Annotated in this window: 23 protein-coding genes; 9 read left to right on the forward strand and 14 right to left on the reverse strand. The window is 62.3% G+C overall.

Annotated features, from left to right (window positions below; genetic code table 11):
• From HNO86_RS19140 to HNO86_RS19175, 8 genes are all read right to left on the reverse strand, one after another.
• The coding region (locus HNO86_RS19140; protein WP_175378504.1) for a glutathione S-transferase N-terminal domain-containing protein at positions 1-556 on the reverse strand (556 nt) is incomplete at its 3' end.
• A gap of 340 nt (positions 557-896) precedes the next feature.
• Positions 897-1,076, reverse strand: a complete 180-nt coding sequence (locus HNO86_RS19145) for a hypothetical protein (RefSeq protein ID WP_175378505.1) — start codon at positions 1,074-1,076, stop codon at positions 897-899.
• Complete coding sequence (locus HNO86_RS19150) at positions 1,073-2,203, reverse strand: PepSY domain-containing protein (protein WP_175378506.1); 1,131 nt, start codon at positions 2,201-2,203, stop codon at positions 1,073-1,075. Before HNO86_RS19150 ends, HNO86_RS19145 begins: the two co-directional genes overlap by 4 nt.
• 72 nt (positions 2,204-2,275) lie before the next feature.
• Complete coding sequence (locus HNO86_RS19155) at positions 2,276-4,699, reverse strand: TonB-dependent siderophore receptor (protein WP_175378507.1); 2,424 nt, start codon at positions 4,697-4,699, stop codon at positions 2,276-2,278.
• Between the two features lie 129 nt (positions 4,700-4,828).
• Positions 4,829-5,803 (reverse strand): FecR domain-containing protein, encoded by a 975-nt coding sequence (locus HNO86_RS19160; protein ID WP_175378508.1) that lies wholly within the window; start codon positions 5,801-5,803, stop codon positions 4,829-4,831.
• Entirely contained in the window at positions 5,800-6,318 is a 519-nt protein-coding gene (locus tag HNO86_RS19165) for an RNA polymerase sigma factor (protein ID WP_175378509.1), read from the reverse strand. The genes HNO86_RS19160 and HNO86_RS19165 overlap by 4 nt, the downstream gene beginning before the upstream one ends.
• A 247-nt stretch (positions 6,319-6,565) precedes the next feature.
• Positions 6,566-7,273 carry a PolC-type DNA polymerase III gene (locus HNO86_RS19170; RefSeq protein ID WP_175378510.1) on the reverse strand — a complete coding sequence of 236 codons (708 nt, stop codon included), beginning with the start codon at positions 7,271-7,273 and terminating at the stop codon, positions 6,566-6,568.
• Positions 7,270-9,204 carry a putative nucleotidyltransferase substrate binding domain-containing protein gene (locus tag HNO86_RS19175; protein WP_306167730.1) on the reverse strand — a complete coding sequence of 645 codons (1,935 nt, stop codon included), beginning with the start codon at positions 9,202-9,204 and terminating at the stop codon, positions 7,270-7,272. The genes HNO86_RS19170 and HNO86_RS19175 overlap by 4 nt, the downstream gene beginning before the upstream one ends.
• Positions 9,205-9,463: 259 nt before the next feature.
• On the opposite strand from HNO86_RS19175, the gene HNO86_RS19180 reads away from it, so the two are divergent.
• Positions 9,464-9,910 (forward strand): response regulator, encoded by a 447-nt coding sequence (locus HNO86_RS19180; RefSeq protein WP_175378512.1) that lies wholly within the window; start codon positions 9,464-9,466, stop codon positions 9,908-9,910.
• A gap of 152 nt (positions 9,911-10,062) precedes the next feature.
• Here HNO86_RS19180 and HNO86_RS19185 read toward each other — a convergent pair whose 3' ends face one another.
• Positions 10,063-12,240, reverse strand: coding sequence for a malate synthase G (locus HNO86_RS19185; RefSeq protein ID WP_175378513.1), 2,178 nt, complete (start codon positions 12,238-12,240; stop codon positions 10,063-10,065).
• Between the two features lie 543 nt (positions 12,241-12,783).
• Between HNO86_RS19185 and HNO86_RS19190 the strand changes: the two genes are divergently transcribed.
• Positions 12,784-13,302, forward strand: a complete 519-nt coding sequence (locus HNO86_RS19190) for a glycine cleavage system protein R (protein WP_175378514.1) — start codon at positions 12,784-12,786, stop codon at positions 13,300-13,302.
• A 216-nt stretch (positions 13,303-13,518) separates the two neighbouring features.
• Here the strand turns inward: HNO86_RS19190 and rarD are convergent, their stop codons facing one another.
• The 5 genes from rarD to HNO86_RS19215 all read right to left on the reverse strand — a co-directional run bounded on the left by rarD (position 13,519) and on the right by HNO86_RS19215 (position 19,563).
• Positions 13,519-14,406, reverse strand: a complete 888-nt coding sequence (rarD, locus tag HNO86_RS19195; RefSeq protein ID WP_175378515.1) for an EamA family transporter RarD — start codon at positions 14,404-14,406, stop codon at positions 13,519-13,521.
• 186 nt (positions 14,407-14,592) lie between these two features.
• Positions 14,593-15,567, reverse strand: coding sequence for a serine/threonine protein kinase (locus tag HNO86_RS19200; protein ID WP_175378516.1), 975 nt, complete (start codon positions 15,565-15,567; stop codon positions 14,593-14,595).
• Positions 15,568-15,787: 220 nt separating this feature from the next.
• On the reverse strand, positions 15,788-17,689 hold the full coding sequence (locus HNO86_RS19205) for a PhoX family phosphatase (protein ID WP_175378517.1): 1,902 nt from the start codon (positions 17,687-17,689) through the stop codon (positions 15,788-15,790).
• 126 nt (positions 17,690-17,815) lie between these two features.
• Positions 17,816-18,580 (reverse strand): TOBE domain-containing protein, encoded by a 765-nt coding sequence (locus tag HNO86_RS19210; RefSeq protein WP_175378518.1) that lies wholly within the window; start codon positions 18,578-18,580, stop codon positions 17,816-17,818.
• A gap of 242 nt (positions 18,581-18,822) precedes the next feature.
• The gene (locus tag HNO86_RS19215) at positions 18,823-19,563 is read right to left on the reverse strand and encodes a ComF family protein (protein ID WP_175378519.1); all 741 of its coding nucleotides are present in this window, start codon (positions 19,561-19,563) and stop codon (positions 18,823-18,825) included.
• A 109-nt stretch (positions 19,564-19,672) separates the two neighbouring features.
• Between HNO86_RS19215 and bioB the strand changes: the two genes are divergently transcribed.
• From bioB to HNO86_RS19250, 7 genes are all read left to right on the forward strand, one after another.
• A complete protein-coding gene (gene bioB / locus HNO86_RS19220; protein WP_175378520.1) occupies positions 19,673-20,728 on the forward strand; it encodes a biotin synthase BioB in 1,056 nt (351 codons plus the stop codon).
• 110 nt (positions 20,729-20,838) lie between these two features.
• On the forward strand, positions 20,839-22,017 hold the full coding sequence (gene bioF / locus HNO86_RS19225) for an 8-amino-7-oxononanoate synthase (protein ID WP_175378521.1): 1,179 nt from the start codon (positions 20,839-20,841) through the stop codon (positions 22,015-22,017).
• On the forward strand, positions 22,010-22,741 hold the full coding sequence (locus HNO86_RS19230; RefSeq protein ID WP_175378522.1) for an alpha/beta fold hydrolase: 732 nt from the start codon (positions 22,010-22,012) through the stop codon (positions 22,739-22,741). The genes bioF and HNO86_RS19230 overlap by 8 nt, the downstream gene beginning before the upstream one ends.
• Positions 22,734-23,546, forward strand: coding sequence for a malonyl-ACP O-methyltransferase BioC (gene bioC / locus HNO86_RS19235; protein WP_175378523.1), 813 nt, complete (start codon positions 22,734-22,736; stop codon positions 23,544-23,546). Before HNO86_RS19230 ends, bioC begins: the two co-directional genes overlap by 8 nt.
• Entirely contained in the window at positions 23,543-24,223 is a 681-nt protein-coding gene (gene bioD, locus HNO86_RS19240) for a dethiobiotin synthase (RefSeq protein WP_175378524.1), read from the forward strand. Before bioC ends, bioD begins: the two co-directional genes overlap by 4 nt.
• 107 nt (positions 24,224-24,330) lie before the next feature.
• A complete protein-coding gene (locus HNO86_RS19245) occupies positions 24,331-24,627 on the forward strand; it encodes a pyrroloquinoline quinone biosynthesis protein PqqE (protein ID WP_175378525.1) in 297 nt (98 codons plus the stop codon).
• 277 nt (positions 24,628-24,904) lie between these two features.
• A complete protein-coding gene (locus tag HNO86_RS19250; RefSeq protein ID WP_175378526.1) occupies positions 24,905-26,710 on the forward strand; it encodes a phenylacyl-CoA dehydrogenase in 1,806 nt (601 codons plus the stop codon).
• Positions 26,711-26,811 lie beyond the last annotated feature (101 nt).

Consider the following 26,811-nt stretch of genomic DNA (forward strand, 5'->3'; position numbering starts at 1 on the left):
TCGCCGCGCGCCAGTCCAGATCCGGATGGCGCAAATCTACATAACCCAACGCACACGCCACGCTGATCGCCGCCACGTCGAAATGACTGGTCAGTTCGGCAATCGCATCTTTCTCCAGCAGCGCCAGGGCGCGGCGGATTTTGTCGCGTTGGCCGTCCAGCCATTTATCCCAGTGTTTTTCCGGGGCGCGCAGGGCGACTTCGTAGCGCACCAGTACGGCGGCGTCCATGATGCCGTCGGCCATGGAGGCCAGGGTCAGGCGGCGCCAGCGGGCGGAGCCTTCGCGGGGGATCAGCGGGTTGCCGACGTGCTGGTGGTCGAGGTAGTCGAGGATCACCCGGCTGTCGTGGATGACGTTGCCGTCGGCCAGGCGCAGGGCGGGGATCTTGCTCAGGGGGTTGTCCTCGATCAGGGCCTGGTCGGGGTCGACCGGGGTGAGGACGCAGTTTTGCAGGGCCACGCGGTCCTGTTGACCGGTTTCGTGCAGCAGCACCATGACTTTGCGAACGAAGGGGGAGAGGGGGTTGTGGTACAGGGTCATGCTTGGGGCGGACATGGCTGCGTCTCGGACGGTGGCGGAGAGGGGCAGCATAGCGCGTTGGGCCATGGGCTCAAACCGAACCCTGTAGGAGCGAAGCTTGCTCGCGAAGGCGGTGGATCAGTTGGCGATGATGGTGGCTGATACACCGCTATCGCGAGCAGGCTCGCTCCTGCAGTGGGTTGGTGGCGTAACGCGATCGGTGTAGCAGCTGGCGAAGCCTGCGTCCGGCTGCGCAGCAGTCGCAAAACCTGAGTGCGAGGTTTGCCTGATACACCGCGCGGTCTGATTTTACGGCTGCTTCGCAGCCGGATGCAGGCTTCGCCAGTTGCTACATGGGGCGTGTTTCCACGGAAGGTCAGCGGCGTTGCAAGAGGCCGCGCAGGGCGAGGGCGGTGGGGATGCCCAGGCCGAGCCAGCTCAGGGCGTCCCAGATGCCGTCGCCCAGCAGCGCGGAGAACAGCCCGGCGGCGGTGAACAGGGCGATCACCGTCGGTGTGCGGAAGACCTTCCAGAAGTTCGACTGCCTGGGTTTCATGCCACGCTCTCCGCTTGTTCCAGCACGGGCCTGGCCGCCTTGCGCCGCACCACCCACAGGTAAACCCCGCTGCCCAGGACGATGATGGTCAGCACATCCAGGGTCGCCCAGAGGATCTGCATCGGCATGCCGCCGTAGTCACCGAAGTGCAGCGGCTGGGACATGCCCATGGCGTCCATGTACCACGGGCGCTCGGCCACGGCGGTGACTTGCAGGGTGCTGGCGTCGATCAGTACGGGCGTCAGCAGGTGCGAGGTCAGGTGCGTGCTGCCTTTCATGAACACCGCGTAATGGTGCTCGCTGGAAAACCGCGTGCCGGGGAAGGCGATGAAGTCTGGCTGCATGCCGGGCGCGGCCTCCCTGGCGATATCCAGCAGGCGCGTGGCCGGCGCCATTTGCGTCAGTGGCGGTGCATCGCGGTAGGGCGCGACCATCGCGCTCAGGCTGTCATTGCGCCAGGCAGCGATCAACAGGTCGGCGCAGGCGCTGATCACACCGGTCACGCCGACCACCAGCGCCCAGGTCAACGTCACCACGCCGATCAGGTTATGCAGGTCGAGCCAGCGCAGGCGGGTGGATTTGTCCTGGCGCACGGTGGCGAATTTCAGGCGGCGCATGAACGGCAGGTACAGCACCGTGCCGGAGACAATCGCGACGACAAACAACAGGCCCATGAAGGCCAGCAGCAGTTTGCCCGGCAGCCCGGCGAACATGTCCACGTGCAGGCGCAGCATGAGCATCATGAAGCCGCCATTGGCCGATGGCATTTCCAGCGCTTGGCCGGTGCGGGCGTCGAGCATGAAGGTGTGGGACGAGTTCGGTTCGGTGCCGGCGGTGGCGGCCATGATTGCAATCGCCGCGTTGGGCTCGTCTTCCTCGAAACCGAAATACTGCATGACTTCGCCGGGACGATGTTTTTCCGCGGCCTGCACCAACTGCTGCAAATTCAGCTGCGGGGTGTCCGCCGGCATTTCGCGCAATTGCGGGGCGTCGCCCAGCAGATGGTCGATCTCGTGATGGAAGATCAACGGCAGGCCGGTCAGCGCCAGCAGCAGCAAAAACACCGTGCAGATCAGGCTGGTCCAGGTGTGGATGAAGGACCAGCGGCGAATTGTTTTACTTTTCATTTCATTACCCTCAGAAATACCAAAGCCGTCCACGAAGGACGGCCCGGGTACTGGGTGTGTCAGCTCAAGCCGTTACCACTTGTAGGTGGCACTGGCGACGACGCTGCGCTCATCACCGTAGTAGCAGTAGAAACTGTCGCAGGTGGACAGGTAGTCCTTGTCGAAAATGTTGGTGGCGTTGACGGCCAGCGACGCGCCTTTAAGGCTGTTGTCCAGGCGACCCAGGTCGTAATGAACCGCCGCGTCGAACACGGTATAGGCATCGGCCTTGCCCAGTTCGGTGTTGGCCTGGTCGCCATAAGTGTTGCCGGTGTAGCGCACACCACCGCCGATGCCGAAGCCGTCCAGCACGCCGTTGTGCCAGGTGTAATCGGCCCACGCGGAAGCGGTCTGGTTCGGCATCAGTTGCAGGCGGTTGCCCTTGAAGGTGCCGTCCTGCACTTCGGACTTGGCCAGGGTGTACGCGGCGGTGAGCTTGAGGTTTTCAGTCACGTCGGACACCGCTTCCAGTTCCAGACCCTTGACCTTCACTTCGCCGGTCTGGCTGGTGACCGGGATGCCACCGACGTTGGTGGTGACCGAGACGTTTTTCTGGGTCAGGTCATACACCGCGGCGGTCAGCAGGGTGTTGCTGCCCGGCGGCTGGTACTTGATACCCAATTCCCACTGCTCGCCTTCGGTCGGCTTGAACGATTCGGTGGTGGAGGTATCGGCGTTGCTCGCCGGCTGGAACGATTCGGCGTAGGACAGGTACGGCACGAAGCCGTTGTCGAATACGTAGCTGATCGCCGCGTTGCCGCTGAAGTTCTTGTTGCGGTCGGTGTTGGTGGCATCGTTCTTGTTGAAGAACTTGGTGCTGGTGTGAACCCAGTCCTCACGACCACCCAGGGTCAGGCGCCATTGATCCAGGGCCATCTGGTCCTGCACGTACAGGCCGGTCTGGTAGGTCTTCTGGTCGTAGTCGTAGAAGGCCGACGAGCGTGGTGGACGCACGATGGGCAGGCCATAGACCGGGTTGTTGACGTTGGTGGTCAGGCCGTCGCCGAAGATCGAGGTGTAGTTGGTGTTGGTGCGCTGGTGATCGAGGCCGATCAGCAGGGTGTGGCGGATGTCGCCGGTGGCGAAGTCAGCCTGCAGGTTGTTGTCCACGGCGAACTGACTGATGTCCTCGTCGGTGGTGGTGCTGGTGCGGCCCACGTTGCCGTCGGCATCGACCTGGGTGAACGGGTAGGCGCCTGGGGTCAGGGCCTGGAAGGACAGGTCCGACTTGGTGTAGCGCAGGTTCTGACGGAACTGCCAGGTGTCATTCAAACGATGTTCGAAGGCGTAGCCCAGCGCGTAGTAGGTGCGGTCGTAGTATTCCCAGTCCGGATCGCCCAGGTTCTTGTGATGGGAAATATCACCCAGCGGCGAGTGGATCTTGGTGCCCTGGATCGGACGGAACTGGCTGGTGATGCCGGTATCGTCACGGGTGAACTGGGTGAGCAGGGTCAGACGGGTGTCGTCGTCGATGTTCCAGGTCAGGCTCGGCGCGATGTTGTAGCGCTTGTCGTCGATGTGATCGATCGGCGTGCCGCCGTCACGTACTACGCCGCTGAGGCCGTAGAGGAACTGGCCTTCGTCATCGATCTTGCCGGTGCTGGCGAAGTTGATCTGGCGATGATTGTCACTGCCGTATTGCAGCTGGATTTCATTGCTGGATTCGGCGCTCGGACGACGGCTGACCATGTCCAGCAAGCCGCCCGGCGGGGTCTGGCCGTAGACGGACGAGGCCGGGCCACGGAGTACGGCCAGGCGGTCGAGGTTCCAGGTTTCCTGCTTCGGGTTGGCATACACGCCCTTGGGCAGCGGCAGGCCGTCGAGGAATTGGGTCGGCTCGAAACCACGCACGCGCAGCCAGTCGGCACGGGTGTCGCTGCCGAAGCTGGCGCCGGTGGTGCCCGGCAGGTAGCGCACGGCGGCGTCCAGGGTGTGCACGTTGCGATCGTCCATCTGCTCGCGGGTCACGACGGAAATCGAGCGAGGGACTTCAACCAGTTCGGTGTCAGTCTTGGTGCCGGCAGCGGTGCGCTTGGCCACGTAACCGTCCACCGGACCCCAGGCGCTTTCAGTGTTTTCGACACCAATTACGTTGGTCGCCGGCAGGGCCAGCGAGCCCTCGGGCACGGCCACCAGGGTGTAGCTGCCGCCGCTCTGCTCCAGTTGCAGCCCGGTCCCGCGCAGTGCTTCACGCATGGCGCCCGCAGCATCGAACTGGCCATTGACCGGCGCGGAAGTCTTGCCCGCGGCCAGCGATGGGTTCAGCGACAAGGCGATACCGGCCTGGCTGGCGATCTGGTTCAGGGTGCTGGCCAGAGGCGCGGCCGGCAGGTTGTAGGCACGCACGCTGGAGGACTGCTCGGCGGCGATCAGTTGGCTGCTGGCCATAGGGGTGCAAAAGGCAATGGCGACCGCCAGCAAACTGGGGCGCAACAAGGTGTCTAGCGAACGGGACATACAGCGGCTCCTGAAAGTGAATACTTCTCAATTGCCTAGGTGCCGAACGAGATTCGAAAAGTGATAGGGCTGGATGAAAATAATTTCGATTCAGCAAATTTTAGAGAGGCTGAGGGCCTCTCACACCGCTTAAGGCTTGGCCTCGGTCTTCGCCGCCACCGTCACCCACCACTGCGTGTGCTGTTCGATCTGCACCGGCAAGGTCGGCAGCAGGGCGTTCAGGGCCAGGTTGGTGTCTTTAAGGGGGAAGCTGCCGGTGATGCGCAGGTCGGCCACTTCGGGGGTGACGCCCAGGTGGCCGCGGCGGTAGCGGGCGAGTTCGTGGACGAGGTCTTCCAGGCGGGTGTTGTCCACTACCAGCATGCCGCGGGTCCAGGCGTCGGCACCGAGGTTCACTGCCTGAATCGGCCCAAGGCCGTCATTGCGGATCAGCACCTGCTGGCCTTCGCGCAGAATCTGTTCTTGCTGGTTCGACTCAGGGTGGGCGGCCACCGCCGATTGCAGCACGCTCAGGCGGGTGCCTTCGGTTTCGCGTTTGACCAGAAACCGCGTACCCAGCGCCCGCATGCTGCCTTCGCGGGTTTCGACGATAAACGGCCGGGCATCGCCGTGACCGGTCTCGACGAGGATTTCCCCTTCCTGCAGCACGATCAGCCGTTGCTTCTCGTCGAAGCGTACGTCCAGGGCGCTGTGGGTATTGAGGTTGATCAGCGTGCCATCGGTCAGGCGAATGGTACGCTGCTCGCCGGTGGCGGTGCGCTGGTCGGCCAGCCAGTAATCCACCGGCAGATAGCGCTCACCGGCAAACAATGCCAGGCCAATCACCGCGACCACGCTGGCCATGCCGCTGCCGAGTTTGCGCACCCGACGGCGAATGCCTTCACGCGATTGCAACAGGGCGGTGCGGGCCGGGCCGCTGGCCACGCTGAAACGTTGGTCGAGCATGCCCAGCTGACGCCATGCACGGGCGTGTTCCTCGTGGGCGGCGTGCCATTTGGCGAATTCTTCGCGTTCCACCGGGTTAGCCGAGTCCAGGGACAATTGCCAGGCGATGGCGGCATCGAGCACCCGCGCCGACACCGGTTGGGAACTGGCCGGGCTCATGTCGGCTCCCCGTACAGCGCGATGTAGCACTGACGGATGCCTTGGGCCAGGTACTGGCGCACCCGCGGCACGGAAACGCCCAGGCGCTCGGCGATTTCCCCATGGCTGAGGCCGTCCAGGCGGTTATAGAGGAAGGCCGCCCGGGCCTTGCTCGACAGCTTGCCGAGCAGGCGATCGATGTTCTTCAGGTCTTCGAGGATCATTTGCTGTTCTTCGGCCGACGGTTGTTCGGCTTCGGGAATCAGCATCAGCTCGGCCAGGTAGGCCTGTTCCAGCGCGGCGCGGCGGAAGTAATCGAACAGTAGGCCCTTGGCGATCGCCACCAGAAACGCCCGGGGTTCGCGCGGTTCTTTCAGATCCTCACGACCCAGCAAGCGCACGAAGGTGTCCTGGCTCAGGTCCTCGGCCCGTTGCGGACAGGCGACATTGCGCCGAAGCCAGGCCAATAGCCAACCGCGATGGTCGCGATATAACGCACCGACGAGCTCACTTTGAGGGCTTGGGATTGACGACACGCCGCATCACCGATTGGGAAAGGTTAACTAACGAGAATTGTTCGCGATTGTGTCAGAGGCGGGGGAGGTAAAGCAATTGGCGTTGGTCGGGTAGGATTCAGGAGAGTTACATGTAGGACCGCGTTATCGTTCATCGCGGGCAAGCCACGCTCCCACAGGTTTTGTGTCGTGCATTGATTTTGTGTACGACGCTTACCCTGTGGGAGCGTGGCTTGCCCGCGATGAGGCCAAAACGGTCAATGAAGATTCAGAAGGACGGCGTTTGCTGCCGCCGGCGCCACTGACTCAACCGCTGCTGCAAATTCAACGGGCTATGAATTTGCTGTTGCCGCGCCCGGCTGAACAGGATCAGCGCCAGTTCGGCGGTGGCCAGGGCGTCGGCGCTGGCGTTGTGGCGTTCGAACACTTGCAGCTTGAACCAGTCGATCCACTCGTCCAGCCCCGCTTCGCGGATGTTGGCCTGCGGGCACAGCAGCGGGGCGATGTCCGCCACATCCAAAAAGGCATGCTGCAACTTGTAGCCCAGGTGATCTTTCAGGGCGCGGCCGAGCATGTGCTGGTCGAAAGGCGCATGAAAAGCCAGCAGCGGGCTGTCGCCGACGAACTCCATGAACTCGAGCAATGCGTGCGCCGGATCACTGCCGTTGGCAATCGCACTGGGCCCCAGGCCGTGAATCAGCACGCTGGGGCTGAGCTTGAGTTCGGCGCATTGCAGGGTGCGTTCGAACTGCTGGCTGAAATCGATGGCGCCGTCCTCGATCACCACCGCGCCGATGGACAGCACCCGGTCCTTGTTCAGGTTCAGCCCTGTGGTTTCCAGATCGAGCACCACCCAGCGCTGTTCGCGCAGGCTGCACTCGCTCAGCGTGGTGAGCGCCGGTAAGCGTTGCAGGCGTTGTTGCAGCTCGCCGGACAGGCTCGGGCCGGCGGGGCGTAGCCAGGAAAACAGGCTCATAACTGATACCGCAGAGCCAGACTGCTTTGCAGGCGCTGGGCCTGGCGCAGGGATTCGCGCAGGATGCGCCGGTCCAGGTGATTGAGGCTGTCCGGGTCGACCCGGTTGGAGTAAGGCAGATTCTCGCGGGTCTGCAGTTGGTGCTGCTGCATGCGGGTTTGCTGGATGAAGTGATAGGCCTCTTCGTACGCGGCGCCATCGAGCGGTTCTATGACTTCTTTATCCACCAGCCGGCGGAAACGCTCCAGCGTGTTGTTGGCCTCGATGCCGTGGGCCAGGGCCAGCAATCGGGCACCATCGACGAAGGGGGCCAGGCCCTGGATCTTCAGGTCGAGGGTGGCTTTGTCGCCATTTTTGCGCGTCAGCACGAACTCGCGGAAACGTCCTACGGGCGGGCGATTGCGCAGCGCGTTCTCGGCCATCATGCGCTGGAACAGGCGATTGTCGCCGACCTGGTCGAGAATCCCGCGACGCAACTGTTCACAGCCTTGCTCGTTGCCCCAGACCACGCGCAAATCGAAATAGATGCTTGAGCCCAACAGGTTCTCCGGCGTTGCCTCGCGGATGAACGCGGCAAAGCGCCGGGCCCATTCGACCCGTGACAGGCACAGCTCGGGGTTGCCGGCCATGATGTTGCCCTTGCACAGCGTGAAGCCACACTGCGCCAGACTCAGATTGATCTGGTGGGCGATCGGCAGCAGCTTGCCGCGAATCTCCGCCGCATGGGCCGCGTCCCGGGCCTCGAACAGAATGCCGTTGTCCTGGTCGGTGTGCAGTGTCTGCTCGCGGCGCCCTTCGCTGCCGAAGCACAGCCAGCTGAATGGCACGCCGGGGTCGCCTTTTTCCGCCAGGGTCAGTTCGATCACCCGGCATACGGTGTGGTCGTTGAGCAGGGTGATGATGTGGGTGATCTGGGTCGAAGAGGCGCCGTGGGCGAGCATGCGCTCCACCAGTTGGCCGATTTCGCCACGGATCGCCACCAGGTTTTCCACGCGCTGGGCGCTGCGGATGGTGCGGGCCAGGTGCACCAGATCGACCCGTTGCAGGGAAAACAGATCGCGCTCGGAGACCACGCCGCACAGGCGCTGATCCTTGACCAGACAGACGTGGGCGATGTGCCGCTCGGTCATGGCAATCGCTGCATCGAAGGCGCTGTGATCCGGGCTCAGATAGAACGGCGCCTGGGTCATGTGGCGCTCGATGGCCTCGCTGAAATCGCCGGTGCCGTTGGCCACCACCTGACGCAGGTCGCGCAGGGTGAAGATCCCCAGCGGCGACTTGTGTTCGTTGACGACGACGATGCTGCCTACCTGCTGCTCGTGCATCAGGGTCACGGCTTCGCGCAGGGGCGTGGCGGGGTTGCAGGTGACTGGGTGGCGCATGGCCAAATCGCCCAGGCGGGTGTTGAGCGAATACTGGGTGCCAAGGGTTTCCACGGCCTTCTGCTGGACTTGCTGGTTGACCTGGTCCAGCAGGCTGCTGACACCCCGTAGGGCGAAATCGCGGAAGGTGTGGGAAATCGCGAAGAGCTTGATGAACGCGAGCTTGTTCAGCTGCAGGCAAAAGGTGTCTTCGGCAGCCAGGTGTTCAGTGCGAGTCGCCCGCTCGCCCAGCAGCGCGGCGAGGGGGAAGCACTCGCCGGTGGTGATTTCGAAGGTGGTTTCGGTGCCGCCCTTGGCCGAGTGCGGGCGCTCGCCCACTACCCGGCCCTGCTTGACGATGTAGAAGTGCTCAACCGGGCCGTCGGCGGGCTTGATGATGCTCTCGCCCGGGGCATAAAAACGCAGCTGACACTGCTCGACCAGGTACGCCAGGTGGGCGTGTTCCATCTGGTTGAAGGGCGGGAAGCGCTGAAGGAATTGCAAAGTGCCCTGGATGTTTTGCAACACCGCGGTTTTCCCTGCCTGTGTGAAGGCGTCCGCTTTACTCATAACCATTACCGCAGTCTTTTTTGGAGTTGTTGTCGGGGATAACTCTCCCATGGTCGACCCCTGCGGCCGGGGTGCCCATTGGACGTAAGTCTAGGTAGGCAATCTGTACTGCAAATTGTCGGAAAATCCTTACGAGATTGAAGGAAAAACCTCTCCAAACTACGCTTGGAAAATAATCCGACGAAGTGCACATTTAAGCTGTACTTAGCGATGTCTCACCACTGTGCTAGGGAACTGTACTGATCATGTAGAGAACGCCATGTCCGACCACGATATTTTGAGTGACGCCGAGCGCGCAGCGCTCAGTGCCGTCATGCAGGAACCCGACTTGCCACCGCAGCGGGTGCTGATCGTAGACGACGACAAGGATGCCCGAGAATTACTGTCAGAGATTCTTGCCCTGGATGGCATACGTTGCATGACCGCCTCCAGCGGCGAGTCTGCGCTCAAGCTGCTTGAGGAACGACCGTCGATAGGTTTGGTGATCACCGACCTGCGCATGGGCAACGTCGACGGTTTGGCGTTGATCCGCGAGGTGCGCGAGTCGGTGCGAGCGGCGATGCCGTTCATCATCGTTTCCGGCGATGCCGACGTTAAGGACGCCATCGCGGCGATGCATTTGAGCGTGGTGGATTTTCTGCTCAAGCCGATCGATACCGGCAAGTTGCTGGGGTTGGTCAAGCATGAGTTGGGGATGGATTTGTGAATAGCCGAAAAGATCGCAGCCTTCGGCAGCTCCTACAAGGGAATGCGATCATTCTGTAGGAGCTGCCGAAGGCTGCGATCCTTTGATATTCGCTCGTAAAAAAGCCCTGATCTTTCGATCAGGGCTTTTTCGTGTCCGGCATCAGCGCTCAGTTACAGGCCATTGGCAGCCTTGAACTGGCGGCGACGGCGGTGCAGAACCGGCTCGGTGTAGCCGTTGGGCTGCTTGGTGCCTTCGATCACCAGTTCGACCGCCGCCTGGAAGGCGATGTTGCTGTCGAAGTTCGGTGCCAGCGGACGGTACAGCGCGTCGCCCGCGTTCTGACGGTCGACCACCGGCGCCATGCGCTTGAGGCTTTCCATCACTTGCTCTTCGGTGACGATGCCGTGGCGCAGCCAGTTGGCGATGTGCTGGCTGGAGATACGCAGCGTTGCACGGTCTTCCATCAGGCCGACGTCGTTGATGTCCGGCACTTTCGAGCAGCCAACGCCTTGGTCGATCCAGCGCACCACGTAACCGAGAATGCCCTGGGAATTGTTGTCCAGTTCGTTCTTGATCTGCTCGGCAGTCCACTGCGGGTTGACCGCCAGCGGGAGGGTCAGGATGTCGTCCACCGAAGCCGGGGCACGCTTGGCCAGTTCGGCCTGGCGGGCGTACACGTCGACCTTGTGATAGTGCAGCGCGTGCAGCGCGGCGGCGGTCGGCGATGGAACCCAGGCGGTGTTGGCGCCGGCCATCGGGTGAGCGATTTTCTGTTCGAGCATCGCCGCCATCAGGTCGGGCATCGCCCACATGCCTTTACCGATCTGCGCGCGACCTTGCAGGCCGGTGCTCAAGCCGATATCGACGTTGGAGTTCTCGTAGGCGCCGATCCATTTTTCCGCCTTCATGTCGGCCTTGCGCACCACCGGGCCGGCTTCCATGGAGGTGTGAATTTCGTCGCCCGTGCGGTCGAGGAAACCGGTGTTGATGAACACCACGCGCTCGCTCGCCGCCTTGATGCAGGCCTTGAGGTTGACCGTGGTACGGCGCTCCTCGTCCATGATCCCGACCTTGAGGGTGTTGCGGGCCAGGCCCAGCACGTCTTCGATGCGCCCGAACAGCTCGTTGGTGAACGCCGCTTCTTCAGGACCGTGCATCTTCGGCTTCACGATGTAGACCGAACCGGTGCGGGTGTTTTTACGCGAGGTGTTGCCGTTGAGGTTGTGCATCGCCGCCAGCACGGTGACCAGACCGTCGAGGATGCCTTCCGGCACTTCGTTGCCGTCCTTGTCGAGGATCGCGTCGATTGTCATCAGGTGACCGACGTTACGCACGAACAGCAGCGAGCGCCCGTGCAGGCTCAGCGCTTGGCCATTGACACCGGTGTAGGTGCGGTCGGCGTTCATGGTGCGGGTGAAGGTCTTGCCGCCCTTGGCGACTTCTTCGGACAGGTCGCCCTTCATCAGGCCGAGCCAGTTGCGGTAGATCACCACTTTGTCGTCGGCATCGACGGCGGCCACGGAGTCCTCGCAGTCCATGATGGTGGTCAGCGCGGCTTCCATCAGGATGTCTTTGACGCCGGCGGCGTCGGTCTGGCCGACCGGGGTGCTGGCATCGATTTGGATTTCGAAATGCAGGCCGTTGTTTTTCAGCAGGATGGCGATGGGTGCCGAAGTATCGCCCTGGAAGCCGATCAGCTGTGCGTCGTTGCGCAGGCCCGTGTTGCTGCCGCCTTTGAGGGCGACGACCAGCTTGCCGTCAACGATGCTGTAACGGGTGGAGTCGACGTGGGAGCCGGCGGCCAATGGCGCGGCTTCGTCGAGGAAGGCGCGGGCGAAGGCGATGACCTTGTCGCCGCGAACCTTGTTGTAGCCTTTGCCCTTTTCCGCGCCATCGGCTTCGCTGATGGCGTCGGTGCCGTAGAGCGCGTCGTACAGCGAACCCCAACGGGCGTTCGAAGCATTGAGAGCGAAGCGGGCGTTCATAACCGGGACCACCAATTGTGGGCCGGCCATGCGGGCGATTTCTTCATCGACGTTTTGCGTCGTTGCCTGGAAATCGGCCGCTTCTGGCAGCAGATAACCGATGTCTTGCAGGAAAGCCTTGTAGGCCACGGCGTCGTGCGCCTGGCCTGCACGTTCCTGGTGCCAGGCGTCGATACGAGCCTGGAAATCATCGCGTTTGGCGAGTAGGGCTTTGTTCTTCGGCGCCAGGTCGTGAATGACCTTGTCGGCACCGGCCCAGAACTTGTCGGCGGTGAGGCCGGTTCCGGGAATGGCTTCGTTGTTCACGAAGTCGAACAGGACTTTGGCGACCTGCAGGCCACCGACTTGAACGTGTTCAGTCATTGCTTGCCTCACTCTGCTCAGCTATTTCGCTTTTCAGCTCTTCAATTTAACAATGAAGCCTTCGGCCATTTAAACCACAAACCCGTCTACCAGTACATGCCATTTTCGGGCGGCTGGGTTGGGACCAATCAACGGCTTGGGGCCTTGCTGACAGGGCTTTCAGGGTTGCGAACGTGCCTGCGGCAGACATCGATCCAACGTTATGTAGTGAACGCCGAGGCATACTACATGATGTGTTGCGGTTGTGAAAATTAGACTAATTACGTCGTTCTGCGACCCTGTGACGCATTGCGGTCACAGCGCGGTGCTGGATGTTCTCAAAAAACTGGTGGATTGTTCCAGTTAAATATCAAAGTTGTACACGATTTGTGCTTTTCGGGTGATCGGCGGTGTGCCGTTCGCGGGCAAGCCTCGCTCCTACCGGTTTTGCGCAGTTTGTAGGAGCGAGGCTTGCCCGCGAAGGCGTCAGACCTGTCAGCGCCGGCTTAACCCTTGCCTATACTTGTTTTTCCATAACAAAAGACCTGACCAGAGGGCTGCGCCATGGATCACCTCGTTCTCACTGTTTTCGCCCCGGACAAGCCCGGGCAGGTTGAGCGCATTGCCCAATGCATTGCCGAGCAGGGCGGCAACTGGCTGGAAAGCCGGATGTCGCGCATGGCCGGGCAATTTGCCGGGATTCTTCGGGTGGGGGTTCCGGCCGAAGCCTACGATTCGCTGGTCGATGCCCTGCAGGCTTTATCGGCCCATGGCATTCGCGTGCTGATTGCCGAAAGCAGCATCGAGCAATCCTGCACCTGGAAACCGATTGAAATGGAACTGGTGGGCAATGACCGGCCGGGGATCGTGCGCGATATCACGCGCTTGCTGAGCGAGCAGGGGGTCAACCTGGAGCGTCTGGTGACCGAAGTGCGGCCGGCGCCAATGAGCAGCGAGCCGCTGTTTCACGCCGAAGCGATTCTCGCGGTGCCGCTGACGCTGTCACTGGATGTGCTGCAATCGCGCCTGGAAACCCTGGCCGACGACCTGATGGTGGAGTTGGAACTGCGCAGTGAACCCTGATCGGGTTATCCAGTTTAAACGTGCACCCGCCTGTGGATAACCTGTAGAGACTGCCCGCCAGGCCACGTTATCCGTGGCCTGGCGAGAGTTGATCAAAAAACCGCCAATATTCAGTGACTTGCGCACAAACGGCGGGGATCACGCTGTGGATAACCTTGGGAAGGAACGGTGCAGGCCACGTAGACCGTGGCCTGTAGAGAGTTGTGCGTTTTTTGATCAGCTGCGACTGCGCAGACTTATCCACGCATCGATGCTGTAGACCGCCAGACCTGCCCAGATGAACATGAACGCCACCAGCGTGGCGGAAGACAGGTGCTCACCAAACAGCAGCACGGCCTGCAACAACACCAGCGTTGGCGCCAGGTACTGAAGGAAGCCCAAGGTGGTGTAGGGCAGATGCCGCGCGGCCGCGTTGAAGCACACCAGCGGTACCAGCGTGACCGGGCCTGCCGCCACCAGCCACCAGGCTTCGGAGGTGGTCCAGAATTCGGCCTGAGCGCTATGCGCCGTTGGGTTGAACAGCAGCCATGCAATGGCGATCGGCACCAGCATCCAGGTTTCCACCACCAGCCCCGGCAGGGCCTTGACCGGTGCTTGCTTGCGGATCAGTCCATAGAAGCCGAAGCTCAGCGCCAGCATCAGCGACACCCACGGCAGACTGCCCACCTGCCACACCTGCTGCGCCACGCCGATGGTCGCCAGCCCCACCGCAATCCACTGCATGCGCCGCAGCCGCTCGCCAAGGATCAGCATGCCCAGCAAGACGTTGATCAACGGGTTGATGTAGTAGCCAAGGCTGGCTTCGAGCATGCGTCCGTTGTTCACCGACCACACGTAGGTCAGCCAGTTGGCCGCGATCAGGGTGCCGCTCACGGCCAGGATCGCCAGGCGCTTCGGGTTCTCGCGTAGTTCGCGCCACCAGCCCGGGTGCTTCCAGACCAAGAGCAACAAGGCGCCGAACAGCGCCGACCACAGCACGCGATGGATGATGATTTCCACCGCCGGCACGCTGGCAATGGCTTTGAAATAAAGCGGGAAAAGTCCCCAGATGATGTAGGCGGTCAAGCCCAGTATGTAACCCAGACGCGGGTTGGCAGCTTGCATGCAGAGTCCTTGCTTAGGCAGCTAACAAAGGAGCGATTGTAGGGAGATTTGCCGGCGCCTGTCCCGCGCAAATAAGTTGGGTAATTGTGAGAATGATTCATGTGGGAAAAAGCAAAAGATCGCAGCCTCCGCCAGCTCCTACACAAGCCTCCCGTAGAAGCTGGCGAAGGCTGCGATCTTTTGATCTTAAAAAAGCTTCAGCGGTTCTTCGTTCAGCGCCGCCAGTTGCTCGCGCAATGCCAGCACCTGATCCCCCCAATAGCGCTCGGTGCCGAACCACGGAAAGCTGCGCGGGAAGGCCGGGTCGTCCCAGCGGCGGGCGAGCCAGGCGCTGTAGTGCATCAGGCGCAGGGCACGCAGGGGTTCGATCAGCGCCAGTTCCCGCGGGTCGAAGTCGTGGAATTCGTTGTAGCCGTCCATCAGTTCAGATAACTGCCCCAGACAGTCCTGGCGACTGCCGGCCAGCATCATCCAGATGTCCTGCACCGCCGGGCCCATGCGGCAGTCGTCGAGGTCGACGATGTGGAAGACCTCGTCGCGGCACATCATGTTGCCGGGGTGGCAATCGCCGTGCATGCGGATGTTCTGGTGGGGCGTGTCGTTGTAGGCATCTTCCACGCGCTTGAGCAGATCCCGGGCCACGGACTCGTAGGCCGGCAGCAGGCTGCGGGGGATGAAATCGCCTTCGAGCAAAGTCGCCAGTGAATCGTGGCCGAAGTTCTTCACCGCCAGGGCTTCGCGGTGCTCGAACGGCTTGGTCGAACCAACCGCGTGCAGGCGACCGAGCAATTGCCCCAGGCGATACAGTTGATCGAGGTTGCCCGGCTCCGGCGCACGACCGCCGCGACGAGGAAACAGGGTGAAACGGAAACCGTTGTGTTCGTGCAGGGTTTCGCCGTTGTGGATCAGCGGCGCCACCACCGGCACTTCGACGGCGGCAAGTTCGAAGGTGAATTGGTGCTCTTCCAGGATCGCTTCGTTGGTCCAGCGTTGAGGGCGGTAGAACTTGGCGATCAGCGGTTCGCAGTCTTCGATGCCGACCTGGTAAACGCGGTTTTCGTAGCTGTTGAGGGCCAGGATGCGGGCGTCGCTCAGGAAGCCGATGCTTTCGACGGCATCGAGGACGAGGTCTGGGGTGAGGGTATCGAACGGGTGGGCCATGCTGACTCCTGCGCGCAGCAGGCTGCTGCGTCCGGCCAGGCATGGTAGCGCAGAAGGCTGGTTTGTAGTGGTTCGGCTTGGGATGTGTAGTGTTTGTTTGGACGCCATCGCGGCGGTGCGACGATTCGACAGGCCCGCTCCCACAGTGGACCTTCGTGAACGCAACATTGCGAACAACCGAGAACCCTGTGGGAGCGGGCTTGCCCGCGATGAGGCCGGATCAGGCGCCGACGATCCCGCCATCCTCGCGGGTAATGACAATCACCGAAGAGCGCGGCTTGCCGTTGGGCAGGTGCTCGGGGAAGGTCGAGCCGCCGGTTTCGCCCGGGTGCTGGATGCCGACGAACAGGGTTTTCTGGTCCGGCGAGAAGCTGATGCCCGTCACCTCGCAGCCGATCGGCCCGACCATGAAACGGCGGATTTCACCGCTGACCGGGTCGGCGCAGAGCATCTGGTTGTTGCCCATGCCGGCGAAATCACCGGTGTTGCTCATGTCGCCGTCGGTCTGGATCCACAGCCGGCCGGCGTCATCGAACGCCAGGCCGTCGGGGCTGTTGAACATGTTCTGCGGGGTGATGTTCGACGAGCCGCCCTTGGGCGTGCCGGCATGCACGTGCGGGTTGCCGGCGACCACGAACAGGTCCCAGGCGAAGGTGTGGGAGGCGTGGTCGTCGCGGTCGGTGCGCCAGCGCAGGATCTGACCGTAGACGTTCTTCTCCCGCGGGTTCGGCCCGCCCACCGGCTGCCCTTCTTCGCCGCGCTTGGCGTTGTTGGTCAGGGTGCAATAGACCTGGCCGTCCTTGGGGCTGACCACGATCCATTCCGGGCGATCCATGCGCGTGGCCTTGACCACGGTGGCGGCCAGGCGCGCGTGAATCAGCACCTGGGCCTGATCGGCGAAACCGCTGCTGGCGTCGATGCCGTTTTTGCCGTGGGTCAGCTCGACCCATTCACCCTGGCCTCGCGGATGGTCGGCATTGCCGTCACCGGCGTCGAAGCGCGCCACGTACAGGGTGCCGTGGTCCAGCAGGTCGCGGTTGGCCTTGGGGTTCTGGTGGTTGATCCTGTCGCGGCTGACGAACTTGTAGATGAACTCGCCGCGCTCGTCGTCGCCCATGTACACCACGGCATGGCCGTCGCGGGTTTCGGCCAGGGCAGCGTTTTCATGCTTGAAGCGACCCAGCGCGGTGCGCTTGACCGGAGTCGATTGCGGATCGAACGGATCGATCTCGACCACCCAGCCGTGGCGGTTGAATTCGTTGGGGTTGCTCGCCAGGTCGAAGCGCGCATCGTGTTGATGCCAGTTGATCTCTTTGCTGGTCGCCACGGCGCCGTAGCGCTTTTGTGCGGCGTCGAACTTCTGCTCGGCGTTGGTGCTGCCGAAGCAGTCGGTGAAGTTCTCTTCGCAGGTCAGATAGGTGCCCCACGGCGTCTTGCCGTTGGCGCAGTTCTGGAAGGTGCCCAGCACTTTCTTGCCTTGGGGGTCGGCGCTGGTTTTCAACAACGCGTGACCGGCGGCCGGACCGCTGAAGGCGATCGGCGAGTTGCCGTGGATGCGCCGGTTGTAGGTCGAGCCCTGGACGAACTGCCAGTGACCGCCTTTGCGCTGCACTTCCAGCACCGTAACGCCTTCCGCTGCCAGCGCCTTGCGCACTTCCTCGGCCGACTGCGGCATGCCGCCGTGGGGGTAAAGGTAGCGGTAGTTGGTGTATTCGTTGTTGATCGCCATCAACGCGCGGTTTTTGTCACCGGGGAAGGCGAACAGACTCATGCCGTCGTTGTGGTCGCCGAACTGCACTTCCTGGTGCTCGGCGCTGCCGTTGCCGCTCGGATCGAAGGCCGGGCCGTTCTTGTGCAGGGGCTGGCCCCAGCTGATCAGCACCTGCGACTTGTAGCCCGGCGGCAGGCTGATGCTGTCGGTGGTGGCGGCGGGAATGCTGGGGAAACCCAGCAAGGTGCTGTTGCCGGCGCTGACACTGGCGGCCATCACGCTGCGGCTCAACAGATTACCGCCCAGAAACATCGCGGCGCCGCACAGGGCACCGGCGCTGATGAATCCGCGACGGCTGAGGCCGACCATTTGTTCGAGGTCGGTGGGTTGGTGTTCTTCCAAAAGGCTCATATCAGGCTCCCTGCAAATTTTTGCAGTCACCTTAATGGTGCTCGATGAAGGTTTTGTTGCAGTTGGTTGACGAGGGTCTTGTAGCAGCCTTCGGCAGCTGCTGCACCGGGTTGTGTGATGCCTGGGTTAGAGCGGTGTACCGAGCAATACGTTGGATGGCGAGAACTGTACGCCTACCGGTTTGCCGGCGCTCAGGCCGCGAGATCGCAGGTGATCGGGTTCGGCCAGGGCGCACAGGGTCTGGCCGTTGGGCAGGCTGATGCGTACTTCGCTGGGGCCGTTCTCGGCGTCGAGGATTTCTTCGATCGTGCCTTTGAGAAAACTGTATCCCGGTGTTGCGTTGTCTTCCGCAGCCAACACTTCGAGCCATCCGGCCTTGATCAGGGCCACCACTTCCACGCCCGGTTGCAGCTCCAGACGCAGGGTGCTGTCGTGGGTGATTTGCGCATCGATGCTCAGGCCCTCAGCCAGTTCCAGGCGGATCCTGTCGTTGTGGCCCAGGGTATCGATGGCGGCGATGGTGCCGTGCAGTTGATTGCGTGCGCTGGTGCGCAGCATCAGGCGTCCGAGCAGGTCGAGGTCGCTGGCGTCTTCAGCCGCTTCCAGCACCTGGGCCTGCAAGGCTTGCAGCTTTTGATACAGGCGCAACACCCGTTCGCCCTCGCTGGACAGTTTCGCGCCGCCGCCACCCTTGCCGCCGACGCTGCGCTCGACCAAGGGTTTTTGCGCGAGGTTGTTCAGCTCGTCGATGGCGTCCCAGGCGGCCTTGTAGCTCAGCCCGGCGCTCTTGGCGGCACGGGTGATCGAGCCTTGTTCGGCAATGTGCTGCAACAGGGCGATGCGTTGCGGGCGGCGGACGATATGCTGGGACAGCAGCGTGGGCAGGGACATGACGGGGCGCTTTGGTGGTGACGATGGTGGGACGTTGGCGGGTGATGGCTCGGGAGTCAAGACGTGGCATGCACACGACCCCTCTGTAGGAGCGAGCGGTGCGACGATTCGACTTGCCCGCGAAGGCGTCAGGTCTGGCGACACTGTTGTTGACTGTGCTGGCCTCTTCGCGGGCAAGTCGAATCGTCGCACCGCTCGCTCCCACAGGTACTGCGGCTCCCACAGGGATTTGTGGTTTCGGGTTAAGGGGCGTCACCCGGTTTTGGGGTTCGCGCCAGGCAGTAGACGTCGACGCGTGCGGCGCCTGCGTCCATCAGCAATTCAGCCAATGCCTGGGCCGTGGCGCCGGTGGTCAATACGTCGTCCACCAGTGCCAGGTGGCGTCCCTTGACTGAGGCATCGGGCGCCAGCGCAAACGCATTGCGCAGGTTTTTCCGTCGCTCGTTGGCGTTCAGCGTTTGCTGCGCGCCGGTGTCCTGAGTCCTGAGCAGCAACCGTTCATCGCAAGGCAGATCGAGGTGTTTGCCCAGCCAGCGCGCCAGCATCGCGGCCTGATTGAACCCCCGTTGTCGCAAGCGCCGGGTGGCCAGCGGCACCGGCAGCAGCAGATCGGGCTGGGGCAGGTCGTCGTCGAAACGATGTTGCAGCGCCTGGGCGAGCAATTCACCGAGCAGGTGGCCAAACGGCCACTTCGCACTGTGTTTGAAGCGGGTAATCAGGCTGTCTATCGGAAAACTGTAGGTCCAGGGCGCGATCACCTGCTCGAAGGCCGGCGGTTGTTTCAGGCATTGGCCGCACGTCAGGCCCGAAGCGGGCAGCGGCAGGGCACACGTCTGGCAGTGATCCCCCAGCCAGGGCAGCTCCGTTTCACAGGCCATGCACAGGGGCGTGGCACCGTCTGCGGCTTCATCGCACAGCAAACAGCTCTGTTCGTTTTTTAACCAGATGTAAACCTGCCCTTTGTATCGTGGTTGACAGCGCATGACTCTTCCTTAAATATGCCGAACATCCGTGTCGCGGCTGTGGTTATTCCCTGCCTCAGCCGCCAGCCCAGCATAGAACCGTGCCCTGCATAAAAGAAAGGTAATGCCCATGAGCGCCAGCACCTCTGCAACCCTGCGTCATGACTGGTCTTTGGCCGAAGTCAAAGCACTCTTCGTTCAGCCATTCAACGACCTGTTGTTCCAGGCGCAGACCGTGCACCGCGCGCATTTCGACGCCAACCGCGTCCAGGTGTCCACCCTGCTGTCGATCAAGACCGGCGCCTGCCCGGAAGACTGCAAGTACTGCCCGCAGTCCGGTCACTACAACACCGGCCTTGAAAAAGAAAAGCTGATGGAAGTGCAGAAGGTCCTCGAAGAGGCCGCTCGCGCCAAGGCCATCGGTTCGACCCGTTTCTGCATGGGCGCGGCGTGGAAACACCCATCCGCCAAGGACATGCCGTATGTGTTGAAGATGGTCGAAGGTGTGAAGGCCCTGGGCCTGGAAACCTGCATGACCCTGGGCCGCCTGGACCAGGAGCAGACCGAAGCGCTGGCCAAGGCCGGCTTGGACTATTACAACCACAACCTCGATACCTCGCCTGAGTTCTACGGCAGCATCATCACCACCCGCACCTACAGCGAGCGTCTGCAGACTCTGGCCTACGTGCGTGATTCGGGGATGAAGATCTGCTCCGGCGGCATTCTTGGCATGGGCGAGTCCCTGGACGACCGCGCCAACCTGCTGATCCAGTTGGCCAACCTGCCGGAGCATCCGGAGTCGGTGCCGATCAACATGCTGGTGAAAGTGGCCGGCACCCCGCTGGAGAATGCCGAAGACGTCGATCCGTTCGATTTCATCCGCATGCTCGCCGTTGCCCGGATCCTCATGCCCAAATCCCACGTGCGCCTGTCCGCTGGCCGCGAAGCCATGAACGAGCAGATGCAGGCCCTGGCGTTCTTCGCCGGTGCCAACTCGATTTTCTACGGCGAAAAACTGCTGACCACCGCCAACCCGCAGGCCGACAAGGACATGCAACTGTTCTCGCGCCTGGGCATCCAGCCTGAAGCGCGGGAAGAGCACGCCGATGAGGTGCATCAGGCGGCGATCGAGCAGGCGTTGGTGGAGCACAAGAGCAGCGAGCAGTTTTATAACGCTGCGGTTTGATCAAGCCGCCAATTGTTCTGATTGAAATGCAAAACCATTGTGGGAGCGGGCTTGCTCCCACAGGGTCTGTGCCCATCTTGGTTTGTGTGATCTGACTGTCCGAGGCCTGCATGTCTTTCGATCTCGCCGCACGCCTGGCTGCCCGTCGTGCCGAAAATCTCTACCGCCAACGCCCCCTGCTGGAAAGCCCGCAAGGCCCCGAGGTGGTGGTCGATGGCCAGCCGTTGCTGGCGTTCTGCAACAACGATTACCTGGGCCTGGCCAATCATCCGCAGGTGATTGAAGCCTGGCGCGCAGGTGCTGAAAAATGGGGTGTCGGCGGTGGTGCTTCGCATCTGGTGATCGGCCACAGCACCCCTCATCACGCGCTGGAAGAAGCGCTGGCCGACCTCACCGGTCGCCCGCGGGTGCTGCTGTTCACCACCGGTTACATGGCCAACCTCGGCGCCGTCACCGCGCTGGTCGGGCAGGGCGATACGGTGCTCGAAGACCGCCTCAACCATGCCTCGTTGCTCGATGCCGGCCTGTTGTCCGGCGCGCGTTTCAGTCGCTATCTGCACAACGATGCGGCAAGCCTGGCCTCGCGTCTGGAGAAAGCCACTGGCAATACCCTGGTGGTCACCGACGGCGTGTTCAGCATGGACGGCGACATCGCCGATCTGCCGGCGCTGGCTCGGGAAACCAAGGCCAAGGGTGCGTGGCTGATGGTCGACGATGCCCACGGCTTTGGTCCACTGGGCGCCAACGGTGGCGGTTGCGTCGAGCACTTCGGCCTGGGCATGGACGATGTGCCGGTACTGGTCGGCACCCTCGGCAAGGCGTTCGGTACCGCAGGCGCTTTCGTTGCCGGTAGCGAGGAGCTGATCGAAACGTTGATCCAGTTCGCCCGCCCTTACATCTACACCACCAGCCAGCCGCCGGCCCTGGCCTGCGCCACGCTGAAAAGCCTGGAACTGCTGCGCAGCGAGCACTGGCGTCGCGAGCATTTGCAGACGCTGATCCGCCAGTTCCGCCACGGCGCCGAGCAGATCGGTCTGCAACTGATGGACAGCTTCACGCCGATCCAGCCGATCATGATCGGTGACGCCGGGCGCGCGGTGCGCCTGTCGCAGATGCTGCGCGAGCGCGGCCTGATGGTGACCGCGATCCGCCCGCCGACCGTACCGGCCGGCAGCGCCCGCTTGCGCGTGACCCTGACCGCCGCCCACAGCGAAGCGCAGGTGCAGCTATTGTTAGAAGGACTGGCCGATTGTTTTAAACAACTTGGACCGGAGCCGAACGATGCGTGATCGACTGATTCTGTTGCCCGGCTGGGGCCTCGGAATTTCCCCGCTGGAGCCACTGGCGGCGGCCCTGCAAGGCCTGGACGAACACCTGCGGGTGGAAATCGAGCCATTGCCGGAGCTGGAGTCGAGCGATCCTGAAGAGTGGCTCGATGAACTCGATTCGACGATCTCTCAGGACGCCTGGCTCGGCGGCTGGTCCCTGGGCGGCATGCTCGCCTCGCAACTGGCGGCCCGTCGTGGCGATCGTTGCTGCGGCTTGCTGACCCTGGCAAGCAATGCGTCCTTCGTCAGCCACGAGCAGTGGCCGAGCGCGATGCCCGGCGAAACCTTCGATGCCTTTCTGGCCGGCTGCGCTGCCGACCCGCGCACGACCCTCAAACGCTTTTCGCTGCTGTGCGCACAAGGCGCCGAGGACTCGCGCGGGTTGTCGCGGCTGATGCTCGGCGGTGCGCCCAACAGTCCGGCCCAGTCCTTGGTGAGCGGATTGCATGTGCTCGCCCAGCTGGATACCCGTCAGGCCTTGCAGGCCTTTCGCGGTCCGCAGTTGCATCTGTTTGCCGGCCTCGATGGCCTGGTGCCGGCCGAAGCGGCTGGCGACCTGTTGGCGCTGCTGCCGGATGTAGAAATCGGTCTGATTGAACAGGCCAGCCACGCGTTCCTGCTGGAAGACCCCCACGGTGTGGCGGGGGCGATCCACGCTTTCTTGCATGAGTCCGGCGATGACTGATTTATCCAATCCCAAGCTTCCAGGCGGCCTGCCCGACAAGCGTCAGGTAGCGGCATCCTTTTCTCGCGCGGCATCGAGCTACGACAGCGTGGCCGAGTTGCAGCGTGACGTGGGCAGCCAGTTGCTGAGCCGCTTGCCGGAAGATTTCGTACCCGGGCGCTGGCTGGACCTTGGCTGCGGCACCGGGCATTTCAGCCGTGCGCTGGCTGAGCGCTTCCCCGAAGGTCAGGGGCTGGCGCTGGACATCGCCGAAGGCATGCTCAATCACGCCCGGCCACTGGGTGGCGCCACGCACTTCATCGCCGGCGATGCCGAGCGTTTGCCGCTGCGCGATGCGACCTGCGATCTGATCTTCTCCAGCCTCGCCGTGCAGTGGTGCGCGGACTTCGCCAGCGTGCTCAGCGAAGCCCATCGCGTGCTCAAGCCTGGCGGAATCTTTGCGTTTGCTAGTCTGTGCGTGGGCACCTTGTTTGAACTGCGTGACAGCTGGCGTCAGGTGGACGGCATGGTGCACGTCAACCGCTTCCGCGAGTTCGCGATGTATCAACAGTTGTGCGCGGCCAGCGGCTTGCAGGCGATCAGTCTGCAGACCCGGCCCCACGTGCTGCATTACCCGGATGTGCGCAGCCTGACCCATGAACTCAAGGCGCTGGGGGCGCACAACATTAATCCTGGTCGGCCGGGCGGACTGACTGGCCGGGCGCGGATTCTGGGGTTGATCGAGGCTTACGAGCAGTTTCGTCAGGCCCCGGGCCTGCCGGCGACTTATCAGGTTGTGTACGCCGTTATGGAGAAACCCTTATGAGCGCAGCCTATTTCATCACCGGCACCGATACCGATGTCGGCAAGACCACGGTCGCCGCCGGATTGCTGCATGCCGCGCGGTTGGCGGGCCTGAGCACGGCGGCGGGCAAACCGGTGGCTTCCGGTTGCGACGTGACGCCCAAGGGCCTGCGCAACTCGGACGCACTGGCGTTGCTGGCGGAGTGTTCGTTGCCGCTGAGTTATGCACAGGTCAACCCGGTGGCCTTCGAGCCGGCCATCGCCCCGCATCTGGCGGCGCGGGAGGCGGGCGTGGCGTTGACGGTGCAGTCGTTGTTGACCCCGATGCGGCAGATTCTCGACATGCAGGCCGATTTCACCCTGATCGAAGGCGCCGGTGGCTGGCGCGTGCCCCTGGCCGATCAGGACAATCTGTCGGACCTGGCGATGGCGCTGGGGCTGCCGGTGATTCTGGTGGTCGGCGTGCGCCTGGGCTGCATCAGCCATGCGTTGTTGACCGCCGAGGCGATTGCCCGGGACGGTTTGCAGCTGGCGGGCTGGGTGGCCAACATCATCGATCCGAAGACTTCGCGCCTGGAGGAAAACCTCGCCACCCTGGCCGAACGCCTGCCGGCGCCGTGCCTGGGAAGAGTGCCGAAACTCAAGGGTGTCACGGCCGAAGCGGTGGCCGAGCATCTGCAGCTGGACCTGCTTGATTGAATTTTGCCTATGGCAAGGCACTGTGCCATTAGTGTTTTTGACGGGCCTTTCGGCCGCAGGTCTGGTTCAATGGGCGCTGTTGATCCTCCACAAGGACGAGTTCTCCCATGGAAATCTCAGGAAGCACCGCTTTTTATGCCGGTCTGAGCACCATTCAGACAGGGCAGAACCGCGTTGATCAAGCCGCCGGCCAGATCGCCAACAACACCATCGAACGTTCGGTCACCAGCCAGTCCTCCGAGGTTCAGGCCGAGCGCCTGCGTTCTGTCGATCGTAGCCAGCAATCGGACGTGACCAGCAACATGGTGGAAATGGCCCAGGGCAAGTTTCAGGTGGAATTGGGGGCCAAAGTCGCCAAGGCTTCCGATGAAGTGCTCGGTACGCTGATCGATACCTTCGCCTGATTCATTCGCTGAACCGCACCACTGACGCCGCGAACCTTCGCGGCGTTTTTCATCGTAAGTCCTTATTTGCAAACTACTCTTTGTTTAATGACGTGCTGCTCGGGCAACGACGTTGCGTGCCCGTGCGCCTTGTTTGGGGCGCAGGCGATGACGAGCGGCAAAAGATCGACGCTTGACAAGGGTTAGGCGTAAACGTATGTTTCAAACAACTGTTTGACCGTCATAACAATCCAACGCGGTCGCTCATTCCCGGTTACATCAGCAGAGGTTTATCGCTATGCCTGACTACAAGGCCCCCTTGCGTGATATTCGCTTCGTTCGTGACGAACTGCTTGGCTATGAAGCGCATTATCAGAGCCTTCCAGCTTGCGCGGAGGCAACTCCGGACATGGTTGACGCCATTCTCGAAGAAGGCGCCAAGTTCTGTGAGCAGGTACTGGCTCCGCTGAACCGCGTGGGCGACCTTGAAGGCTGCACCTGGAGCGAGTCCGGCGTTAAGACCCCGGCCGGTTTCAAGGAAGCGTACAAGCAATTCGTCGAAGGCGGCTGGCCAAGCCTGGCCCACGACGTCGAGCACGGCGGTCAGGGCTTGCCGGAATCTCTGGGTCTGGCCATCAGCGAAATGGTGGGCGAGTCCAACTGGTCGTGGGGCATGTACCCTGGCCTGTCCCACGGTGCGATGAACACCATCTCCGAGCACGGCACCCCCGAGCAGCAAGAGGCTTACCTGACCAAGCTGGTCTCGGGTGAGTGGACCGGCACCATGTGCCTGACCGAACCGCACTGCGGCACCGACCTTGGTATGCTGCGCACCAAGGCCGAACCTCAGGCCGATGGCTCCTACAAGGTGTCCGGCACCAAGATCTTCATCTCGGCCGGTGAACACGACATGGCCGACAACATCGTCCACATCGTGCTGGCCCGCCTGCCGGATGCACCGGCTGGCACCAAAGGCATCTCGCTGTTCATCGTGCCGAAATTCCTGCCGAACGCAGACGGCACCGTCGGTGCACGCAACGCCGTGAACTGCGGTTCGATCGAACACAAGATGGGCATCCACGGCAACGCCACCTGCGTGATGAACTTCGACGAGGCCACCGGTTTCCTGATCGGCCCGGCGAACAAAGGCCTGAACTGCATGTTCACCTTCATGAACACCGCACGTCTGGGTACCGCACTGCAGGGTCTGGCCCACGCCGAAATCGGCTTCCAGGGCGGCCTGAAATACGCTCGCGATCGCCTGCAAATGCGCTCGCTGACTGGCCCGAAAGCGCCGGACAAAGCCGCTGACCCGATCATCGTGCACCCGGACGTGCGCCGCATGCTGTTGACCATGAAGGCGTTCGCCGAAGGCAACCGTGCGATGGTGTACTTCACCGCCAAGCAGGTCGACATCGTCAAGTACGGCGTGGACGAAGAAGAGAAGAAGAAAGCCGACGCACTGCTGGCGTTCATGACTCCGATCGCCAAGGCCTTCATGACCGAAGTCGGTTTCGAATCGGCCAACCACGGCGTGCAGATCTACGGCGGCCACGGCTTCATCGCCGAGTGGGGCATGGAGCAGAACGTTCGCGACAGCCGCATTTCGATGCTGTACGAAGGCACCACCGGCATCCAGGCGCTGGACCTGCTGGGCCGTAAAGTGCTGATGACTCAAGGCGAGGCGCTCAAGGGCTTCACCAAGATCGTCCACAAGTTCTGCCAGAACAACGAAGGCAACGAAGCCGTGAAGGAATTCGTCGCACCGCTGGCTGCACTGAACAAGGAATGGGGCGAGTTGACCATGAAGGTCGGCATGGCTGCCATGAAGGATCGCGAAGAAGTCGGCGCGGCGTCCGTGGATTACCTGATGTACTCTGGTTACGCCTGCCTGGCCTACTTCTGGGCCGACATGGCGCGCCTGGCTGCCGAGAAACTGGCTGCCGGCACCAGCGACGAGGCGTTCTACACCGCCAAGCTGCAGACCGCGCGCTTCTACTTCCAGCGCATCCTGCCGCGTACCCGCACTCACGTTGCAACCATGCTGTCGGGCGCCAACAACCTGATGGATATGAAAGAAGAAGACTTCGCGCTGGGCTACTAAGCCTTGGCGCAACTCTTCAACAAAAAAACGCCGCTCTCTCAAGAGCGGCGTTTTTTTTTGCTTTTCTGTAGGAGCGAGCTTGCTCGCGATGGTCGTCAACG

The sequence above is a fragment of the Pseudomonas sp. C1C7 genome (assembly GCF_013359595.1).
Lineage (GTDB): Bacteria > Pseudomonadota > Gammaproteobacteria > Pseudomonadales > Pseudomonadaceae > Aquipseudomonas.

What these genes read in the sequence shown, in the direction of transcription:
- HNO86_RS19145 (WP_175378505.1), bottom strand. Translation starts at nt 1,076, where the DNA reads ATGAAACCCAGGCAGTCGAACTTCTGGAAGGTCTTCCGCACACCGACG.
- HNO86_RS19150 (WP_175378506.1), bottom strand. Translation starts at nt 2,203, where the DNA reads ATGAAAAGTAAAACAATTCGCCGCTGGTCCTTCATCCACACCTGGACC.
- HNO86_RS19155 (WP_175378507.1), bottom strand. Translation starts at nt 4,699, where the DNA reads ATGTCCCGTTCGCTAGACACCTTGTTGCGCCCCAGTTTGCTGGCGGTC.
- HNO86_RS19160 (WP_175378508.1), bottom strand. Translation starts at nt 5,803, where the DNA reads ATGAGCCCGGCCAGTTCCCAACCGGTGTCGGCGCGGGTGCTCGATGCC.
- HNO86_RS19170 (WP_175378510.1), bottom strand. Translation starts at nt 7,273, where the DNA reads ATGAGCCTGTTTTCCTGGCTACGCCCCGCCGGCCCGAGCCTGTCCGGC.
- HNO86_RS19175 (WP_306167730.1), bottom strand. Translation starts at nt 9,204, where the DNA reads ATGAGTAAAGCGGACGCCTTCACACAGGCAGGGAAAACCGCGGTGTTG.
- HNO86_RS19180 (WP_175378512.1), top strand. Translation starts at nt 9,464, where the DNA reads ATGTCCGACCACGATATTTTGAGTGACGCCGAGCGCGCAGCGCTCAGT.
- HNO86_RS19185 (WP_175378513.1), bottom strand. Translation starts at nt 12,240, where the DNA reads ATGACTGAACACGTTCAAGTCGGTGGCCTGCAGGTCGCCAAAGTCCTG.
- HNO86_RS19190 (WP_175378514.1), top strand. Translation starts at nt 12,784, where the DNA reads ATGGATCACCTCGTTCTCACTGTTTTCGCCCCGGACAAGCCCGGGCAG.
- rarD (WP_175378515.1), bottom strand. Translation starts at nt 14,406, where the DNA reads ATGCAAGCTGCCAACCCGCGTCTGGGTTACATACTGGGCTTGACCGCC.
- HNO86_RS19200 (WP_175378516.1), bottom strand. Translation starts at nt 15,567, where the DNA reads ATGGCCCACCCGTTCGATACCCTCACCCCAGACCTCGTCCTCGATGCC.
- HNO86_RS19205 (WP_175378517.1), bottom strand. Translation starts at nt 17,689, where the DNA reads ATGAGCCTTTTGGAAGAACACCAACCCACCGACCTCGAACAAATGGTC.
- HNO86_RS19210 (WP_175378518.1), bottom strand. Translation starts at nt 18,580, where the DNA reads ATGTCCCTGCCCACGCTGCTGTCCCAGCATATCGTCCGCCGCCCGCAA.
- HNO86_RS19215 (WP_175378519.1), bottom strand. Translation starts at nt 19,563, where the DNA reads ATGCGCTGTCAACCACGATACAAAGGGCAGGTTTACATCTGGTTAAAA.
- bioB (WP_175378520.1), top strand. Translation starts at nt 19,673, where the DNA reads ATGAGCGCCAGCACCTCTGCAACCCTGCGTCATGACTGGTCTTTGGCC.
- bioF (WP_175378521.1), top strand. Translation starts at nt 20,839, where the DNA reads ATGTCTTTCGATCTCGCCGCACGCCTGGCTGCCCGTCGTGCCGAAAAT.
- HNO86_RS19230 (WP_175378522.1), top strand. Translation starts at nt 22,010, where the DNA reads ATGCGTGATCGACTGATTCTGTTGCCCGGCTGGGGCCTCGGAATTTCC.
- bioC (WP_175378523.1), top strand. Translation starts at nt 22,734, where the DNA reads ATGACTGATTTATCCAATCCCAAGCTTCCAGGCGGCCTGCCCGACAAG.
- bioD (WP_175378524.1), top strand. Translation starts at nt 23,543, where the DNA reads ATGAGCGCAGCCTATTTCATCACCGGCACCGATACCGATGTCGGCAAG.
- HNO86_RS19245 (WP_175378525.1), top strand. Translation starts at nt 24,331, where the DNA reads ATGGAAATCTCAGGAAGCACCGCTTTTTATGCCGGTCTGAGCACCATT.
- HNO86_RS19250 (WP_175378526.1), top strand. Translation starts at nt 24,905, where the DNA reads ATGCCTGACTACAAGGCCCCCTTGCGTGATATTCGCTTCGTTCGTGAC.